At 60.3% G+C, this 17479-nt stretch carries 18 protein-coding genes, 3 tRNA genes and 1 riboswitch; of the genes, 11 read left to right on the top strand and 10 right to left on the bottom strand.

Annotated features, from left to right (window positions below; all coding sequences use genetic code 11):
- Positions 1–60 precede the first annotated feature (60 nt).
- The gene (mscL, locus tag AT984_RS13830) at positions 61–495 is read right to left on the bottom strand and encodes a large conductance mechanosensitive channel protein MscL (protein WP_058720587.1); all 435 of its coding nucleotides are present in this window, start codon (positions 493–495) and stop codon (positions 61–63) included.
- 225 nt (positions 496–720) lie between these two features.
- Here mscL and petA point away from each other — a divergent pair, with 225 nt between their 5' ends.
- The 6 genes from petA to AT984_RS13800 all read left to right on the top strand — a co-directional run bounded on the left by petA (position 721) and on the right by AT984_RS13800 (position 5150).
- Complete coding sequence (gene petA / locus AT984_RS13825) at positions 721–1317, top strand: ubiquinol-cytochrome c reductase iron-sulfur subunit (RefSeq protein ID WP_058720586.1); 597 nt, start codon at positions 721–723, stop codon at positions 1315–1317.
- Between the two features lie 55 nt (positions 1318–1372).
- Positions 1373–2782, top strand: coding sequence for a cytochrome b (locus AT984_RS13820; RefSeq protein ID WP_058720585.1), 1410 nt, complete (start codon positions 1373–1375; stop codon positions 2780–2782).
- Between the two features lie 25 nt (positions 2783–2807).
- Complete coding sequence (locus AT984_RS13815) at positions 2808–3590, top strand: cytochrome c1 (RefSeq protein WP_058720584.1); 783 nt, start codon at positions 2808–2810, stop codon at positions 3588–3590.
- Between the two features lie 150 nt (positions 3591–3740).
- Positions 3741–4358, top strand: a complete 618-nt coding sequence (locus tag AT984_RS13810; protein WP_058720583.1) for a glutathione S-transferase N-terminal domain-containing protein — start codon at positions 3741–3743, stop codon at positions 4356–4358.
- Between the two features lie 20 nt (positions 4359–4378).
- Positions 4379–5005: a ClpXP protease specificity-enhancing factor gene (locus AT984_RS13805; RefSeq protein WP_058720582.1), complete on the top strand. Its 627-nt coding sequence runs from the start codon at positions 4379–4381 to the stop codon at positions 5003–5005.
- Between the two features lie 69 nt (positions 5006–5074).
- Positions 5075–5150: transfer RNA gene (locus tag AT984_RS13800), tRNA-Thr, on the top strand.
- 138 nt (positions 5151–5288) lie between these two features.
- On the opposite strand, the gene AT984_RS13795 is transcribed toward AT984_RS13800, so the two are convergent.
- Positions 5289–5654 carry a hypothetical protein gene (locus tag AT984_RS13795; RefSeq protein ID WP_231741424.1) on the bottom strand — a complete coding sequence of 122 codons (366 nt, stop codon included), beginning with the start codon at positions 5652–5654 and terminating at the stop codon, positions 5289–5291.
- A gap of 310 nt (positions 5655–5964) precedes the next feature.
- Here AT984_RS13795 and secA point away from each other — a divergent pair, with 310 nt between their 5' ends.
- The 3 genes from secA to AT984_RS13780 all read left to right on the top strand — a co-directional run bounded on the left by secA (position 5965) and on the right by AT984_RS13780 (position 10285).
- Positions 5965–8715, top strand: a complete 2751-nt coding sequence (secA, locus tag AT984_RS13790; protein ID WP_058720581.1) for a preprotein translocase subunit SecA — start codon at positions 5965–5967, stop codon at positions 8713–8715.
- A gap of 291 nt (positions 8716–9006) precedes the next feature.
- On the top strand, positions 9007–9552 hold the full coding sequence (locus AT984_RS13785) for a hypothetical protein (RefSeq protein WP_156422034.1): 546 nt from the start codon (positions 9007–9009) through the stop codon (positions 9550–9552).
- 43 nt (positions 9553–9595) lie between these two features.
- Positions 9596–10285 (top strand): PEP-CTERM sorting domain-containing protein, encoded by a 690-nt coding sequence (locus AT984_RS13780; RefSeq protein WP_058720579.1) that lies wholly within the window; start codon positions 9596–9598, stop codon positions 10283–10285.
- Between the two features lie 98 nt (positions 10286–10383).
- On the opposite strand, the gene hemP is transcribed toward AT984_RS13780, so the two are convergent.
- Positions 10384–10605 carry a hemin uptake protein HemP gene (gene hemP / locus AT984_RS13775; RefSeq protein WP_082680026.1) on the bottom strand — a complete coding sequence of 74 codons (222 nt, stop codon included), beginning with the start codon at positions 10603–10605 and terminating at the stop codon, positions 10384–10386.
- Between the two features lie 181 nt (positions 10606–10786).
- Here hemP and bfr point away from each other — a divergent pair, with 181 nt between their 5' ends.
- Entirely contained in the window at positions 10787–11266 is a 480-nt protein-coding gene (bfr, locus tag AT984_RS13770; protein WP_058720578.1) for a bacterioferritin, read from the top strand.
- Between the two features lie 118 nt (positions 11267–11384).
- Positions 11385–11624 carry a (2Fe-2S)-binding protein gene (locus tag AT984_RS13765; RefSeq protein ID WP_082680025.1) on the top strand — a complete coding sequence of 80 codons (240 nt, stop codon included), beginning with the start codon at positions 11385–11387 and terminating at the stop codon, positions 11622–11624.
- Between the two features lie 110 nt (positions 11625–11734).
- Here the strand turns inward: AT984_RS13765 and AT984_RS13760 are convergent, their stop codons facing one another.
- From AT984_RS13760 to cobA, 7 genes are all read right to left on the bottom strand, one after another.
- Complete coding sequence (locus AT984_RS13760) at positions 11735–12124, bottom strand: glutathione S-transferase N-terminal domain-containing protein (protein ID WP_058720577.1); 390 nt, start codon at positions 12122–12124, stop codon at positions 11735–11737.
- A 93-nt stretch (positions 12125–12217) separates the two neighbouring features.
- Positions 12218–12293, bottom strand: a tRNA-Asn gene (locus AT984_RS13755).
- A gap of 109 nt (positions 12294–12402) precedes the next feature.
- Positions 12403–12478, bottom strand: a tRNA-Asn gene (locus tag AT984_RS13750).
- Between the two features lie 36 nt (positions 12479–12514).
- The gene (locus AT984_RS13745) at positions 12515–14659 is read right to left on the bottom strand and encodes a TonB-dependent siderophore receptor (protein ID WP_058720576.1); all 2145 of its coding nucleotides are present in this window, start codon (positions 14657–14659) and stop codon (positions 12515–12517) included.
- A gap of 81 nt (positions 14660–14740) precedes the next feature.
- Positions 14741–14843: riboswitch (TPP riboswitch) on the bottom strand.
- 277 nt (positions 14844–15120) lie between these two features.
- Positions 15121–16245: an NAD(P)/FAD-dependent oxidoreductase gene (locus AT984_RS13740; protein ID WP_058720575.1), complete on the bottom strand. Its 1125-nt coding sequence runs from the start codon at positions 16243–16245 to the stop codon at positions 15121–15123.
- A 49-nt stretch (positions 16246–16294) separates the two neighbouring features.
- Positions 16295–16618, bottom strand: coding sequence for a ferredoxin FdxA (gene fdxA / locus AT984_RS13735; protein WP_058720574.1), 324 nt, complete (start codon positions 16616–16618; stop codon positions 16295–16297).
- A 62-nt stretch (positions 16619–16680) separates the two neighbouring features.
- Positions 16681–17475 (bottom strand): uroporphyrinogen-III C-methyltransferase, encoded by a 795-nt coding sequence (cobA, locus tag AT984_RS13730; RefSeq protein WP_058720573.1) that lies wholly within the window; start codon positions 17473–17475, stop codon positions 16681–16683.
- Positions 17476–17479: the final 4 nt, after the last annotated feature.

Raw genomic sequence — 17479 nt, 5'->3', positions numbered from 1 at the left:
GCGCATCTTGTGCGCTTACATGGGGCTGCCCGGCCGCGGGCAGGGCAGCTCTGGGCTGGCTTAGCGCTTGAGGGCGTCGCGGATTTCGCGCAGCAAGATCACATCTTCCGGTGTGGCCGGTGCTTCAGTGGGTGCGGCCGGCTCTTCGCGCTTGAGGCGGTTGATCTGCTTGATCATCAGGAAAATGATGAAAGCCAGAATCAAGAAGTTGAGCAAGATGGTCAGGAAACTGCCGTAAGCAAACAACGGTACGCCGGCCTTGGTGAGGGCTTCGTAGGTCATGGGGCCCTTGAAATCTGCGGGCGGGTTGGAGAGCATCACGAAGTAATTGGAGAAATCCAGGCCGCCGACGACCTTGCCGACGACGGGCATGATCAGGTCTTTGACGATCGAATCGACGATCTTGCCGAAGGCGCCGCCGATGATCACGCCGACCGCCAGGTCAACTACATTGCCTTTGACGGCAAACTCTTTGAATTCCTTGAGAAAACTCATTCCTGAAGCTCCTTATTGATGGCATACCTGTGTTGGCTGTGAAATGTAAGGCAAGTGAGCGTGCCCTTCGCGCATCATCTGTCCCGTTTTGCTGTAAGTAGCAGGGGTAAAACGCCGATACTGTGGTGCGAATACCAGCCTGCGTGCGTTGCACCGGCTCGGTGCTCACGCAGTCCGTTAGAATCTCGGGTTGCCCCCGATCAGAAGTCTCGTTTGAGGATCCTCATGAGTGACCAGCAAGTGGACCACGGCAAGCGCACATGGCTCATCGCCACAAGTTGCGCCGGCGCCGTTGGCGGTGTAGCCACCGCCGTACCTTTCGTCAGCACCTTCGCGCCTTCCGAGCGCGCCAAGGCCGCCGGTGCGCCGGTGGAGGTGGACATCAGCGGCATCAAGCCGGGCGAAAAGCTAACCGTCGAATGGCGCGGCAAGCCGGTCTGGATCGTGCGCCGCACGCCAGAGCAGTTGGCGGCACTGTCCAAGTTCGACGGCGAGTTGGCCGACCCGAACTCGTCCCGTACCGCTTACCCGACGCCGGACTACGCCAAGAACGCCGCGCGTTCGATCAAGCCCGAGTTCCTGGTCGTGGTGGGCATTTGCTCGCACCTGGGTTGCTCGCCGAGCGATAAGTTCCAGGCCGGCCCTCAGCCCTCCTTGCCGGACGACTGGCATGGCGGCTTCCTCTGCCCTTGCCACGGTTCGACCTTTGACTTGGCCGGCCGCGTCTTCAAGAACAAGCCCGCCCCCGACAACCTCGAGGTGCCGCCGCATATGTATCTGTCCGACGCCAAGCTCTTGATTGGTGAAGACAAGAAGGCTTGATGCCCAGCGGCCTTTTTAAAAATGGCTGAACCAAGGTTTTAGGACAGAGGTCAATATGGCTGAATTCAAAGTAGCTCCCGCCGGCGCAAGCAAGGGCGAGCAGTTCATGACATGGGTGGACAACCGCTTCCCGGCCACCCAGCTCTTCAAAGAGCATATGTCGGAGTACTACGCTCCGAAGAACTTCAACTGGTGGTATATCTTCGGCTCACTCGCCCTGCTGGTGCTGGTGATCCAGATCGTTACCGGTATTTTCCTGGTGATGCATTACAAGCCTGATGCGGCCCTGGCGTTCGCCTCGGTCGAGTACATCATGCGTGAAGTGCCCTGGGGTTGGTTGATTCGCTATATGCACTCCACCGGCGCCTCCGCCTTCTTCGTGGTGGTGTATCTGCATATGTTCCGTGGTCTGCTTTACGGTTCTTACCGTAAGCCGCGCGAGTTGGTGTGGATCTTCGGCTGCGGCATCTTCTTGTGCCTGATGGCCGAGGCTTTCATGGGCTACTTGCTGCCCTGGGGCCAGATGTCCTACTGGGGCGCACAGGTGATCGTGAATCTGTTTGCCGCCGTGCCTTTCGTTGGCCCGGACTTGGCTCTGCTGATTCGCGGTGACTTTGTGGTGGGTGATGCCACGCTGAATCGCTTCTTCAGCTTCCACGTCATTGCTGTGCCGCTGGTGCTGCTGGGCTTGGTGGTGGCGCACATCATTGCGCTGCACGAAGTGGGCTCGAACAACCCGGATGGCGTCGAGATCAAGGGCCCGAATGCGCCCAAGGATGCGAACGGTCACCCGCTGGACGGCGTGCCTTTCCACCCCTACTACTCGGTGCATGACATCTACGGCGTCTGCCTGTTCCTGATGGTGTTCACCGGCATCATCTTCTTCGCGCCGGAGTTGGGTGGCTACTTCCTGGAGTACAACAACTTCATCCCCGCTGACCCGCTGAAGACGCCGCTGCACATTGCGCCGGTTTGGTACTTCACGCCCTTCTATTCGATGCTGCGTGCCACCACCGACCCCATGGTCAATGTGCTGGCAGGCATCGTTGGCCTGAGCGCGGTGCTGGCAGTGTTGAAGGGCAGCTTCTCCGCCAAGGGCAAGTTGGCAACCTTGGTCGTGGCCGTGGTGGCCGTGGCCCTGCTGAAGACCTTCGACGCCAAGTTCTGGGGCGTGGTGGTGATGGGCGGCGCGGTTGTGATTCTGTTCTTCTTGCCTTGGCTGGATCACAGCCCGGTCAAGTCGATCCGCTATCGTCCGGGCTGGCATTCTTATGCCTACGCTGTCTTCGTGGTGTTCTTCCTGGTGCTGGGCTACCTGGGCATTCAGCCGCCTACCGACCTGGGCACGCTGGTGGCGCAGATTGGCACGGTGTTCTACTTTGGCTTCTTCCTGTTGATGCCTTGGTGGAGCAAGCTGGGTACCTTCAAGCAGGTGCCTGACCGCGTGACCTTCCACCCCCACTGATCAGACAAGCAACGGAGTCCAAAGAATGAAGAAACTCATCGCTACGCTGCTGACCTCGCTGCTGCTCAGCCTTGGCGTGCAAACCGGCGCCAATGCTGCTGCGGGTGGCATCGAGTGGGACAAGTTCCCCAAAGAGAAGATGCAGGATATGGCTGCCCTGCAGAATGGCGCCAAGTTGTTCGTCAACTACTGCCTGAACTGCCACTCGGCCGCCTACAACCGCTACAACCGCCTGCGCGACCTCGGTCTGACCGAAGCGCAGATCAAGGGTAATCTGATGTTCGCCGCCGATAAGGTGGGCGATCAGATGAAGATCTCGATGGACGCCAAGCAGGCCAAGGACTGGTTTGGTGCCACGCCGCCCGACCTGACCGTGATCGCGCGTTCGCGCGCTGATGGCGCCAAGGGTTCTGGTGCAGACTACCTCTACACCTATCTGCGCAGCTATTACCGCGACGACACCAAGGCCACCGGCTGGAACAATATGGCCTTCCCCAGCGTGGCCATGCCGCATGTGCTGTGGGAATTGCAAGGCCAGCGCGCCGCTAAGTTCGAAGAAGCGGCTGATCCTCATGACCCTGCCAAGAAAGTCCATGTCTTCAAGGGCTATGAGCAGTTGACGCCAGGCCAGCTGGATGCGCGTCAGTACGACAATGCGGTCGGCGACTTGGTGGCTTATCTGCAGTGGATGGGCGAGCCTGCCCAAGCCCAACGTTTCCAGCTGGGCGTGCTGGTGCTCTTGTTCCTGTCGGTGCTGACGCTGTTTGCTTGGCGTCTGAATGCCTCGTACTGGAAAGATGTGAAGTAAGCCCGTAGCCTCGAGCTGGCATTTTGTGCCGGTGACGGGCCACAAGGCGCAGTGGATCGCTCTTTTGAGCGCCCACTGCGTTTGCCATTTGTGCGGATCCATTGATCGGACCGCATGTTTTTTTGACCTGACCCTCGGGAGCCTGCCGCCATGATGGTGCTTTATTCTGGAACCACCTGCCCTTACTCGCATCGCTGCCGCTTCGTGCTGTTCGAAAAGGGGATGGACTTCGAAATCCGCGATGTCGACCTGTTCGCCAAGCCCGAAGACATCGCCTTGATGAACCCGTACAACGAAGTGCCCATCCTGGTGGAGCGCGACCTGATCTTGTATGAGTCGCACATCATCAATGAGTACATCGACGAGCGTTTCCCGCATCCTCAGTTGATGCCCGGCGACCCGGTCGCTCGCGCCCGCGTGCGCCTGTTCCTGCTCAATTTCGAGAAGGAGCTGTTCGCTCACGTCAACGTCCTCGAAGGCCGTAGCCAGACCGTCAAGGCTGCTGACAAGCAGCTGGAAAAGGCTCGCGCCCAGATCCGCGACCGCCTGACACAACTCGCCCCCATCTTCTTGAAGAACAAGTACATGCTGGGTGACGACTTCTCGATGCTGGACGTGGCCATTGCGCCGCTGCTGTGGCGTCTGGATTACTACGGCATCGACATGTCCAAGAATGCCTTGCCGCTGCTGAAGTACGCTGAGCGCATCTTCTCGCGTCCGGCCTATATCGAGGCGCTGACGCCGTCCGAAAAGGTCATGCGCAAGTAACTCGACAGCGAGGGCCATTCATGGATCAAAGCAAGGGCAAGGGAAGCAATGTGGACGGCACGGCAGCAACGCCCAGCACGTCCACGCGCCCCTATCTCATCCGCGCCTTGCACGATTGGTGCACCGACAACGGCTTCACGCCTTACATCGCAGTGCATGTCGATCGCTTTGTGCAGGTGCCGATGGAGTACGTCAGCAACAATGAGATCGTGTTGAACGTCGGCTTCGAGGCGACGAGCAGTCTTGATCTGGGCAATGAGTTCATCCAGTTCAAGGCTCGCTTTGGCGGCTCGGCGCGCGAGATCATCGTGCCGGTCGATCATGTTGTGGCGATTTACGCGCGTGAAAACGGGCAGGGCATGGCCTTCCCGCCGCCTGAAGTGGATGGTGGAGGGGCTGCGGCTCTGACGGCGGCGCCTGCCTCGGCAGCTGCTTCGCCCGCCTTGGAAGCGTCGATTGCTGCGACTCCGGATGCGGCCGTGCCGGCGAAGCCGGTGCGTGGCTTGCGCCTGGCGCCCAATCCGGTTGCTACGGAAGCCGACGCTGAATCGACAGCTCCCGAGGCTTCATCATCGGGTTCGCCCGATGATGAGCCCGATGGCCCAGGCCCTGGGGCCGGCCGACCAGCTCTGAAGCGCGTGAAATAGATTTAAATTGAAGTCAAAGCGCCAATATTGATTTGGGGTCAAATTTTTACCCTATAATCATGGGCTTGTGCCGGCTTAGCTCAGTTGGTAGAGCAACCGCCTTGTAAGCGGTAGGTCGTCAGTTCGAATCCGACAGTCGGCACCACACGCACAACACAAGCTGCCATCGGGCAACTTTAAAACCCGCCCTCCGCAAGGAGCGCGGGTTTTTTCATGGCCGCGCGCGGCACGCCTCAAGGTGTGCTGGTGTAAATCGGCGTGGGGCGGGCGCCGTTTGCGAAACTCAGCCGCCCTGACTTTGAACCTTGACCCGCACCTTGCTCGGCACCAGCCCGGCCTCCATCAGCATGTCTTCCAGTCTCGGCTGAAGATGCCGCAACTTGGCCGCGACGGCCGCGTTGGCCGCCAGCAGGGTCCATCCCTCTTCATCGACGGGGCCGGGTTTGACGAAGCGCACCAGCGCACCCGGCAGTGCGGGCTGCACCACTGCCATGCGGCGATTCGATGCTTGCAGCAGTGCGCCTAGCCGGGCCAGACCTTCGTGCTGGGCCAGAGCCTTGGCGATGGGCAGCGGATCGGGTACCTGGCCGCCTTGGGCTGACTGCCGAAAGTGGGGGCCAAGGTAGCGAGGGCGGCTGGGCGGGAGCATGGGCTCAGTGTAGTCCTGTCCCGGGCTTGTACGGGCCCGCCTGCGCATTGGCCAAGCCTGCTGAGTGCGGATGCTAAACTGCCAAGGTTTTGCGCCAGGCCTATTTGGCGGGAGCTTTCGGCGTTGGGCTATTGCAGAGCGCGGGGAGTGACCCCATATGTGCCCGACGTCTGATTGCAAGAATATCCAATAGCCATTGCAGGTCTCGACCACGGCGACGCGTTCGCAGTGACGAGATCTTCATCGAGGGGCGTTGCCATACCCTTGGCATCTACCGTCACCCGAGTCATCGATACAACCATCACGCTGCATGTTGCCCAAGCTTCTCACCCAGATTTTCGGTAGCCGTAACGAGCGACTGCTAAAAGGCTACCGCCGCACCGTTGCGCAGATCAATGCGATGGAGCCTCAGTTCGAGCAGCTCGATGATGCTGCGCTGAAGGCCAAGACGGACGAGTTCAAGGCGCGCGTCGCCAAGGGCGAGTCGCTTGACGCTTTGCTGCCCGAGGCTTTTGCCGTCGTTCGCGAAGCCGGCAAGCGCGTCTTCAAGATGCGCCATTTCGACGTGCAGCTGATCGGCGGCATGGCCTTGCATGACGGCAAGATCCCTGAGATGGGCACCGGCGAGGGCAAGACCCTCACGGCAACTCTGCCGGTCTACCTGAATGCCTTGACCGGCAAGGGCGTGCATCTGGTGACGGTCAATGACTACCTGGTGCAGCGCGATGCCGAGTGGATGGCCAAGCTCTACAACTTCCTCGGCCTGACGGTGGGTGTGAACCTGCCGCAAATGCCGCGTGAGCAGAAGCAGGCGGCCTATGCCGCTGACGTGACCTACGGCACCAATAACGAATACGGCTTCGACTACCTGCGCGACAACATGGTCCACGAGGTGCGCGATCGCGTGCAGCGTCCGCTGGCCTACGCCATCGTCGACGAGGTGGACTCGATCCTGATTGACGAGGCGCGCACGCCGCTGATCATCTCCGGCCAGGCCGATGACCAGACCGATGTCTACCTCGCCATCAATCAAGTGGCGCCCAAGCTGAAGAAGCAGATTGGTGAGCTGGACATTCGCACCGGCGAAGGTGTGATCGAACCCGGTGACTTCACCGTCGACGAGAAGTCGCACCAGATCTATCTGACCGAAGACGGTCATGACAATGCTGAGAAGTACCTCGCCGAAGCCGGCCTGCTGGCCGAAGGCGCGAGCTTGTACGACGCCGCCAACATCACCTTGATGCACCACTTGTACGCCGCTCTGCGCGCACACCATGTGTATCACCGCGACCAGCACTATGTGGTGCAAAACGGCGAAGTCACCATCGTTGACGAATTCACCGGCCGCCTGATGACCGGCCGCCGCTGGAGCGATGGCCTGCACCAGGCCGTGGAAGCCAAGGAAGGGGTGCAGGTTCAAAGCGAGAACCAGACCCTGGCCTCGATCACCTTCCAAAACTATTTCCGCATGTACGGCAAGCTCGCCGGCATGACCGGCACGGCCGATACCGAAGCCTATGAGTTCCAGGAAATTTATGGCCTGGAAACCATCGTCATTCCGCCGAATCGCCAGCGCCAACGCAAGGACGAGCAGGACTTGGTCTATAAGACCAATAAGGAAAAGTTTGATGCTGTGATCGCCGACATCCGCAGCTGCCACGAACGTGGCCAGCCGGTGCTGGTGGGTACGACTTCGATCGAGAATTCCGAGCTGATCTCGGCCATGCTCAACAAGGCCAAGTTGCCGCACGCTGTGCTCAACGCCAAGCAGCATGCCAAGGAAGCCGAGATCGTGGCCCAGGCCGGTCGCCCCGGCGTTATCACCATCGCCACCAATATGGCTGGCCGCGGCACCGACATTGTGCTGGGCGGCAACGTCGAGAACCAGATCAAGCTGCTGGAAGCCGATGCCTCGATGGGCGAGGCCGACCGCGCTGCGCGCATTCAAAAGCTGAAGGATGAGTGGCAAGGCTTGCATGAGGCCGTCAAGGCTGCCGGTGGCCTGCGCATTATCGCCACCGAGCGGCATGAAAGCCGCCGCATCGATAACCAGTTACGTGGTCGTGCCGGCCGCCAAGGTGATCCGGGTGCGTCGCGCTTCTACCTGTCGCTGGATGACCAGCTGATGCGCATCTTCGCGGGTGACCGTGTGCGCGCCATCATGGATCGTCTGAAGATGCCTGAAGGCGAGGCCATCGAAGCCGGCATCGTGAGCCGCTCGATTGAAAGCGCCCAGCGCAAGGTTGAAGCCCGCAATTTCGACATCCGCAAGCAATTGCTGGAGTACGACGACGTCTCCAATGACCAGCGCAAGGTCATCTACGAGCAGCGCAACGACATCCTCGAAGCTGAGAGCCTGAACGCCCAGATCAACAATCTGCGCGCCAGCACCATGAGCGATGTGGTGCGCACCTTTGTGCCGGTGGAAAGCGTTGAAGAGCAGTGGGACCTGACCGGCCTGGAGCGGGTGCTGCGCGATGAATGGCAGCTCGACGTGGCCTTGAAGGCCATGGTTGAGAAGAGTAACTCCATCACCGACGAAGAGTTGGTGGAGGAAGTGGTTAAGGCGGCGGATGCGGCCTTCGCGGAAAAGCTGGAGCGCGTCGGCGTCGAGCAGTTCACGCCCTTCATGCGCATGGTGCTGCTGCAAAGCATCGACCAGCACTGGCGCGAGCATCTGGCCTCGCTGGACTATTTGCGCCAGGGCATCCATCTGCGCGGTTACGCGCAGAAGAATCCCAAGCAAGAGTACAAGCGCGAAGCCTTCGAGCTGTTCTCGCAGATGCTTGATGTGGTGAAGATGGAAGTCACCCGCACCTTGATGAATGTGCGCATCCAGTCGCAGGAGGAGGCAAGCCGTGCCGCCGAGGCCATTGAGCAGCGCGCCGAAGCCGTCAGCAATGTGACCTACACCCATCCCAACGAAGATGGCTCGGTTTCGCAAGAAGCCGCCCCGGATGCTGCCGCAGCTCTCGCTCAGTACGGCCATGTGGGTCGCAACGATCCTTGCCCCTGCGGAAGCGGCAAGAAGTTCAAGGCCTGCCACGGCAAGTTGGCATGAGTTGAATGCCTTGGCGGGGTGGCATTTGATGTGCCCCGCAACAAAAGGCCGCCGGCGCGTCGTTGGCGGCCTTTTGCATTTCTGCCTTGCCTAACACCCCCCGCAAATAAAGGGTGGAACGCGCAGGCGCTGAAATCGTTGTGCGAATAGTCACGCTTTTTGTGATCGCTCCCCCGGTACGCGGGGAGACGTTGTCATGTGCTTCCCCTAGCATGTGAAACATCAGGGAAGCGATAGCCAGCGCCCTTTGCCTAGCCTTGCCAGGCGGCCCTGGCATCGAAGAGGATTCATATGAAAACAATGAAGTTGATCTTGAGTTTTGGTTTGGGCCTGTTGATGCTGGCGCCCGTGGCGCAAGCCGGTCCGGTGACTCTGCAGGCGAGCGCACCCACTACATTCGCCAAAGAACCGATCAAGGCGACCGCCCTGACGACAGACAGCTACACCTTCCATTTGGATGCAGGCGCGAAGGTCTGGGGTGATTTGCATACCCTGGCTGTCAAGTCTGGACTGCCATCCATCAATATCGTCGATGCCTATCTGCAGAGCGCTGATGGCAGCCAAAACTTTAAGTTCATCGAAACCGTGGCTGGCGACTGGGATAACGGTTTCAACTGGCAAGAGCAGTGGCGTATGGGGCCCACCGAATTGGGTACAGGTGATTGGACGCTGACGGTGGTTCAGCAGGGTTTAGGCAGCAAGCAGTACAGCTTCTACCAGGCCAAGTTTGGCATCGAGCCAAATGCAGCCAATGTGCCCGAGCCGCAAATGGCCTTGTTGAGCCTGACGGCACTCGCCGCCATGGGCTTGGTGATGCGCAAGCGTCGTTCGATCTGACTGCCTTGATCTGCTTAGCGCAAAAAATCGCCGAAGGAAAAGTATGAAGATCTCTACCGCGTCACGCCTCGCTTTGCTCCTGTCACTGTTGGTTTCGGCCTCGCTGGCCCAGGCTGCGTCCACGCTGAGTATTCAGTTCGTGGGCGAGGATCCCAATGCGCCGGTGCTCAGCACCAGCTTCAGCGACGACTACGCCACTGGCCGCTTGAGCTATGTGGATGCCGGTGGCCGCAGCTTCTACGCCTACTGCGTGGAATTGCAGCAAGACTTTGCGCCCGCCAGCCTCGGCATGAAGACCTATACGGTGGGCAGCTTCAGTGCGCCTCAGGCGACTGCCCTCCAGGGTCTGTTTTCTACCAGCTACGCGGGCTTGAGCAATGCCTACCAGCAGGCTGCCTTCCAGGTGGCGGTGTGGGAGATTACCCATGAAAAAGAGAGCAGCACCTTCAATGTCTCTGCAGGCAATGGCGGTTTCTTTTTTGCAGGCTTGAGCGATGTTTCGGCGGCCGGCGCGGCTGATCTGAATGCCAACTTCACCAATCAGGTCAACAGCTACTTGGCTGCCGCCAGCGACTACCAAGGTCCCGCGCGCTATCAACTGACACGCCTTGATCACAAGGGCTTCCAGGATCTGGTGGTGGCCACCGCTGTGCCTGAACCCAGCAGTTATGCCTTGCTGCTGTGTGGCTTGGCGGGCATGGGTCTGATCGTGCGCCGCCGCACGGTGCGCTGATCTAGTCTCTCGCAGTAGCTAGGCTGCTGGCCAGTAAAAAGAGGACCCTCGGGTCCTCTTTTTTTCGTGCGTGCTGTTTGGGCTGGCGCGCCGCGAGCTTATTTGGTCAGGATCAGTTTGCCGAGAGAAGTCAGGCGCAGGCGGTAAAGGCTGCCGGAATGTTCGATTTCCAGCTCGCGCAAATTGCCCATTAATTCGCTGCTGCTGATGCGTCGTGTGGATGCCGTTGCTGGGTGCTGCACAGCGGGCGCAGGCTGGGCTTGAGCTGCGTTCGGCGCACTGGGCTGGCCATTCGCGATTGGGGGTGATGATGCTTGCATATCGCCATGTTAAATGCGAATGATTGCTAATTGCAAAAGTTTGCGTAAATTTTCCACATTTGACCGAGCGGGTGGGGCGGGCGCCTCGCATTCCCAACAGTTTTTTCAGGCATTGCCACAACTGCATGGGCTGCCCAAGCACAATGGCTCTGTCTACTGTTGACCTCATGAGGAGCAGACGATGAAAGGTGACGCCAAGGTTCTGGAGTTTCTCAACGCTCAGTTGAAGAACGAGCTAACTGCCATCAACCAATATTTCCTGCATTGCCGCATGCTCAAAAACTGGGGCTTCGAGCGCCTGGCCAAGCATGAGTATGAAGAGTCCATCGAAGAGATGAAGCATGCAGACAAGCTCATCGAGCGGATCTTGATGCTGGAGGGCCTGCCCAATCTGCAAGATCTGGGCAAGCTCTACATCGGTGAGTCAGCCGTCGAGGTACTGCACTGCGACCTGAAGATCGAAGTCGGCTCGCATCCGCTGCTCAAAGATGCCATCGCGCATTGCGAGAGCGTGCGTGACTATGTCTCCCGCGAAGTGCTGGAAGACATTCTGTCGGACACCGAAGAGCATATCGATCACCTGGAAACCCAGATCGAACTGGTGGCCCAGTTGGGTGAGCAGAATTGGCTGCAGTCTCAGCTAGGCAGCTCAAGCTCCTGAGCTTGACCATCGCGGGCGCGTGGCCATAGATAAACATTATTGAGATGGATTCGCATTTGCGTTAAAGTTCGACTCGTGCCGCTTGGCTCCTTGTCCAACTTCCTCGCTCGGCGTTTCCATGATTGTTTGCCTGTGTCACCGCGTCTCTGATCGCGACATTCGCCGCAGTGTCGAGTCAGGCATCCAGAACTTCGACTTGCTGCAAGACGAAACCGGCGTGGCCTCGGCCTGCGGCTGTTGCCTGGACTGCGCGCGCGAGGTCTTTGATGAGGCCTTGGCTAAGGGTGTGTGCCCTGGCAAACAGCCGGCCGAAGCCAGTCTGCTTGGCATTCGGGTTTTGAGCATCAGCTCAAATTGAGTCGCTCGGCGCGACTTCTCTGCTCAGCTAAGTCGCGTCTCGTTTGGTTGTTTCCTACTGAGTGCGCCCGCTAGGCTAGGGTCACGCCTTGGCCTAGCGCTAGAGTCAACTCAGGCGGCGAAGCGGCCGCGCAGATAGCTGATGATCGCGCCAGATTCAGTCAGCCATTTCACCTGACCATTGGCCTCGGTGATCTTCAGGCATGGCACCTTGTGGCTGCCCGAGCCTTGCAGCAGCTCGCTGCGATTCGGTCCTTCATGCTGCGCATCGCGGCGCTCGATATTGAGTGAGAGGCTGCGCATTTCCTGGCGCACCTTGATGCAAAAAGGGCAGGTCTTGAACTGATAGAGGGTCAGGTCTTGACACTGGCGATCAACGGCGGCTTGCTGCTCGTTGTTGCGTTGCAAACCTGCGGGTCGGGTCAGGCGCTCTTTCAGCAACAAGATGGGGCCAAGCACAAGACGCAGGGTGCGGAAAAAGAGTCGGATCAATGGCTTCATGTGCGCGTGCTGGTTGGTTTGCTTTTGTGTGAATGCTGTGGAGCACCCAAGAAAAAAGCCCCGCAACGTTTGACGTTGCAGGGCTTCTTCGTTTGGCTCCTCGACCTGGGCTCGAACCAGGGACCTACGGATTAACAGTCCGGCGCTCTACCGACTGAGCTATCGAGGAATTGATCGGTACAAATTTTGTGATGCGGGCCGAACTAAAAAATTGGGCCTTCACCTTCAGCTAAAAGCCGCTGAGACTTGCGCGTCAGCGGCTTTGCGCCTTAATTTTTTGGCTCCTCGACCTGGGCTCGAACCAGGGACCTACGGATTAACAGTCCGGCGCTCTACCAACTGAGCTATCGAGGAACTAAGCCTTGCATTATAGACCGGATTTTTAGAGGTTTACAAGCTCATTTCAAAACTTGTTCGCCAAGTGCGTGGAGCCAGTGGATACAGATAGACATGATCGAACTGGAAGGGCGACTCTTTCCACGCGCGCCGGTCGGCGAGATTGTCCACGCCCACACGCCATGTCAGCAGCGTTTTGCCCACCAGTTGTTCGTAACGCGCACCAGCGTCGAGACGCGTCCAGCCTGGAATCGCGACGCTATTGTCCGGCAGCACGGCGCGCGGCCCTTCGTAGACCAAGCCCAGCTGCAATTGCAGACCTGGCACGCCGGCGAGGTTCTGACGCGCTTGCAGGCGCAGATTGTTCTCGGGCACGTTGGTAGGCTTCAGGCCATTGAGCGCGGCCTCGGCACTACCTTCGCGGCGGGCCTTGAGCTTCATGGCGCTGGCCAACAAGCCGCCGCCGCCCCATTTCAAATCTGCTTGCGCTTCGAGGCCCTGGTGATGGGCTGTGCCGTCGGCTTGGCGGCTCAGGCAGGCATCGGCTTGGGCGCAGATGCTCACATCTCGCCAAGCCGGGCGCTGCACATCAAACCAGTTGACCGACCAATCCACCGTATTGCTGCCGGACTTCAGGCCGACTTCCACTTGCTTGCTCTTGAGCGCAGGCAGGGCCTGACCTGGCGTGCTGTACTTCTTACGGTTAGGCGTCACTTCGCTCTCCACGCCTTCGCCCCAGCTGGCATAGGCCAGCAGTTGTGCATTGAGGTGGTAGCCCAGCCCCAACCAAGGCGTGGTGAAGGCTTGCGAGTAGCTGGTGGCGCGTGAACCGTCAGTGCGCACGCTGTCGCGCTGCAGACGGGTGTGGCGCAGGCCGGCCCAGACTTGCCAGTCGGCGCCGAGTTGCACGCTGTCACGCAGATAGAACTCGGTGTTGCGCTCGTCGCGGTTGGTGTTCTCGTCGGTCAGGCTAGGGTCGGCAGGCAATTGAGCGTTGCCTTGAATATTGCCCACGCCGACGAGGTTGTAGGCTTGGCGATCGAAGCGGCTGTTGAAGCGACTCATGAGCAGACCTGTGCTCACCGTATGGCGCAGGCCGGCAGTGTCAAACTTGCCGGCCAGATTGAGATCTAGGGCATCGCTGTTGCGGCGTTCGTTTTCACTGCGGAAATCCCAGACCGAGAAGGTGCCCGCAGCGCTGTAGCGGTCGCAAGGCGCGCACTCGTAGGTATTGGGGTCATACAAACCGTTGGCATAGGCCAGGCGATCATCCGTCTTCAAGCGCTGCAGACCCAGATGGGCCTTGGCCGTCCAGTCCGCATTCAACTTGTGAGTCAGGCGCAGCGAGGCATGCCGGTTGTTGAACACCACGGGCTGGCTCCAGCTCTGGTTGTTCAGATTGAGGCGCGGGTCGATTTGCTTGGCATCGGGCAGCTTGTCGCCCAGCAGGCTGAAGCCCGGCAGGCTGGGCTGGCTTTGGCGATTCCACTCGACTTCGGCTTCCAGCAAGGTGCTGGGCGACACGCGCCAATCGCCTGCCAGGGCGAAAAGTTGGCGATTGCCATCGGCGGTGTAGAACTCGGGCTTGAGCTGCGCGGCGCTGGCGTTCACGCGCAGGCCAAAAGCCTGGCCCTCACCGAAGCGGCGGCTCAGGTCGACCGAGGCTTCCGCAGTGCCACGCTCACTCACGCTCAAGCCGACAACCGTGAGGTCCTTGGCCGTGGGGCGTTTGACCAGCAGATTCACCAGGCCGCCAGGCGAGCTGGTGCCGGCCTGGATGCCGCTGCTGCCCTTGAGCACTTCCAGGCTGGACTTGTTACCCAGGTTCAGTGCCGTCTCTGCATTGATGGGCAGGCCGTCGCGGCGGTAGTTGAAGCGGTTGTCCAGGTCGTAGCCACGGATCTTCAGATAGGACACATAGCCGTTGGAGTTGTAGGCATCGCTGAGCGAGGCGTCCAGGGCGGTGATGCCGGCCAATGAGCTCAGCCCCGACTCTTGCAGACGTTCCGCGCTCAGGACATTGGCCTGCATGGGCAGTTTGGCGATGGGCGTCTCGCCAAAGCCGCCGACGCTGACGGGCGCATCGGCGCCGCGGCCGGTCACGGTGACGGCGGGCAGGGTGGATTGAGCCAGGGTCGCCGAGCAGGCGAGCAGGGCGGCAGTTGCGATCAAGGACTGGGAGATTTGTGGGTATGCCATCGGGACTTCAAGCGATGGCAGGGGGCAAGCGAGATGCTGAACGGCGCCCAAGGCTCGTGCTTGACGAGGCTTGGACGATGGCAGCATGCGAGCTGGCTTCCCTGCGCGAGGATTAACTCAATCAGGTTCAAAGGGTTTTATCTCAGCCGGCTCATCTGATGAGCCAGCACCCCTAGCGAAGTGCGCCGCCAGCTGTTTGCATGCATGCACAGCTGGCGGCGACGGGTGGATTCTAGCGGCAAGTGCCGACTGCTCGTTCATTAAGCAGGCTGTCGAACCTTCGATGGATAGGGGCTTGCGCGCGATGTCCCACCGGGCGTCCCCATAGTTGTCCACAGATTCTGTGGATGCTTGGCTGCGGTCGGCCATAAAAAAAAGCCCGCGGTGAGCGGGCTTCTTGCTGTGCAGCCGAGGCTGCGTATCGATCAGCGCTACCGCCGATCAATCTTTTACCCAATCAATTAATCAAACACCGGCGATTCCACGCCCAGCACCTTGTGCAGCTTGGGGCTGGTGGTGGTGTACTGCAGGTGGATGCGCTTATCCGGGAAGATATAGGGCGCGGCAGCAAAAGCGGCCAGGGCGCACTCGTGGAAGCCCGACAGAATCAGCTTCTTCTTGCCCGGATAGGTGTTCACATCGCCCACGGCGAAGATGCCGGGAACGCTGGTTTCGAACTTCTCGGTGTCGACAACGATTTGCTTGCGCTCCAGGGCCAGACCCCATTCGGCGATGGGGCCGAGCTTGGGCGAGAGGCCGAAGAACACCAGCAGCTGATCGCAAGGCACCACGCGGGTGACGCCGTCGCCGCCGGTGACCTTGATGGCGTTCAGCGCGCCATCGGCCTCGACGATGTCGGTAACCTGGCCGACCACGAATTGCATCTCGTAGGCCTCGCACAGCTCGCGCATCTTGGCCACGCTGGCGGGTGCTGCGCGGAAGCCATCGCGGCGGTGCAGCAGGATCACGCTTTCGGCCTTGTTGGCGCCACCGTCTTCGTTGCCGGCGCAGAAGTTCAGGGCCCAATCGAGCGCCGAGTCACCGCCACCCACCACCACGAGGTTCTTGCCTGCGAACTGCTCGGGATTGCGCACGCGGTAGTGCAGCTGCGTGCCTTCGTACTTCTCAATGCCATCCACCTTCAGCGTGCGCGGCTGGAAGGAGCCCACGCCGCCGGCGATGAAGATGGTCTTGGTCAGAAACTCCGTGCCCTTGGAGGTGGCGACGAAGAAGCGGCCGTCGGCTTGCTTCAAGACAGTCGTCACTTCCTGGCCCAGGTGGAAGGTCGCGCCGAAGGGCTCGATCTGCTTGAGCAGGTTGTCGGTCAACTCCTTGCCGGTGCAGATGGGCACGGCCGGGATGTCGTAGATCGGCTTATCGGGATAGAGCTCGATGCACTGACCACCGGGGTAAGCCAGCGAGTCGATGATGTGCGCTTTGATCTCGAGCAGGCCGAGTTCAAACACCTGGAACAGGCCCACCGGGCCGGCGCCGACGATCACGGCATCGGTTTCAATCACATTGGGCCCGGGCGTGGGGAGCTCGGCGGCCGTCACGGCAGTCTCTGCGTTCAATTGAGTATCCATTTGGTTGGGCTCGGCGCTGTGGCGCCGAGCGGCGTACGAACGAGCTGGTTCAGCGGATCAGCTGGGACAATTTGTCCGTGCGGTCTTTCCACTCTTCAGCGTCGGGCAGGGCGCTCTTGCGCTTGGTGATGCTGGGCCACTTCTGGGCCAGTTCAGCGTTGAGCTTGATCATGTGCTGCATATTGCCGGGCACATCTTCCTCGGGAACGATGGCGTTGACGGGGCACTCGGGGATGCACACGGCGCAGTCGATGCATTCGTCCGGATCGATGGTGAGGAAGTTCTGGCCTTCGCGGAAGCAATCGACCGGGCAGACATCGACGCAGTCGGTGTACTTGCAGCGGATGCAGGATTCGAGGACGACGTGGGTCATAGATCAGCTCGTTTTGAATTGGTTCGGGGCGTTGCCGTGGTCGGCAACGTCAACCGGATATTTTAATCGGTCAGGCTCTTGTTCTTGGCTTGATGCCGCGCAAGTCCTGGGGTGATATGGGAATTTGAGGCTTTGCTGGCCTTCAAGGCGTCGGATTTTGGCTGCACCGGGCGGGCGCCTGCACCCACGATGACCACGGTGGGCCGCCCTTTGTGCAGCAGTGAGGCTTCGGCCAGCTCGGCTACGCTGTGCTCGCTGGCCAGGGCGTCGACGCAGCCGGCGCGCGAAACCACGCTGACCGGCGTGTCCGCTTCCCAGCCCGCCGCCAGCAGCTTGCGGCCCAGGGCGGGCAGTTGCCGGCCGGCCATGTAGAAGACCTCGGTGTCAGCGCAGGCCTGTTGGGCTTGCAACTCGGCGTCTTGCGTCATGGCGGTGCTGAGGCTGACGCTGCGGCCTAAGCCGCGCCGTGTCAGCGGGCGTTGCGTGTGGGCGGCCGCGGCAATGGCTGCGGTCACGCCGGGCACCACTTCGCAGGCGATGCCGGCTTCGCGCAAGGCCAGCAGCTCTTCTTCCAGGCGGCCGAAGATGCTGGCGTCGCCGCCCTTCAGGCGCACCACCAAGTCATGCGTCTGCGCCTGCTTCACCAGCGCGGCGTTGATGGCGCACTGCTTGGTGGAGTCGCAAAAGCCCCGCTTACCCACATCGATCCAGACCGCGTTCGGCGCCAGTTCGCGCAGGGCCGGGTCAGTGAGGGCGTCGAACAGCACCACCTCAGCGGCGGCCAAGGCCCGCGCGCCGCGCAGCGTGATGAGGTCGGCGGCCCCAGGGCCGGCACTGACGAAAATGACTTGTCCCATGACG

The organism is Paucibacter sp. KCTC 42545, from assembly GCF_001477625.1.
In the GTDB taxonomy this organism is placed as follows: Bacteria; Pseudomonadota; Gammaproteobacteria; order Burkholderiales; family Burkholderiaceae_C; genus Paucibacter_A.
The sequence above is the reverse complement of the archived record's forward strand: the minus strand, read 5'-3'. Positions and strand labels throughout refer to the sequence as shown.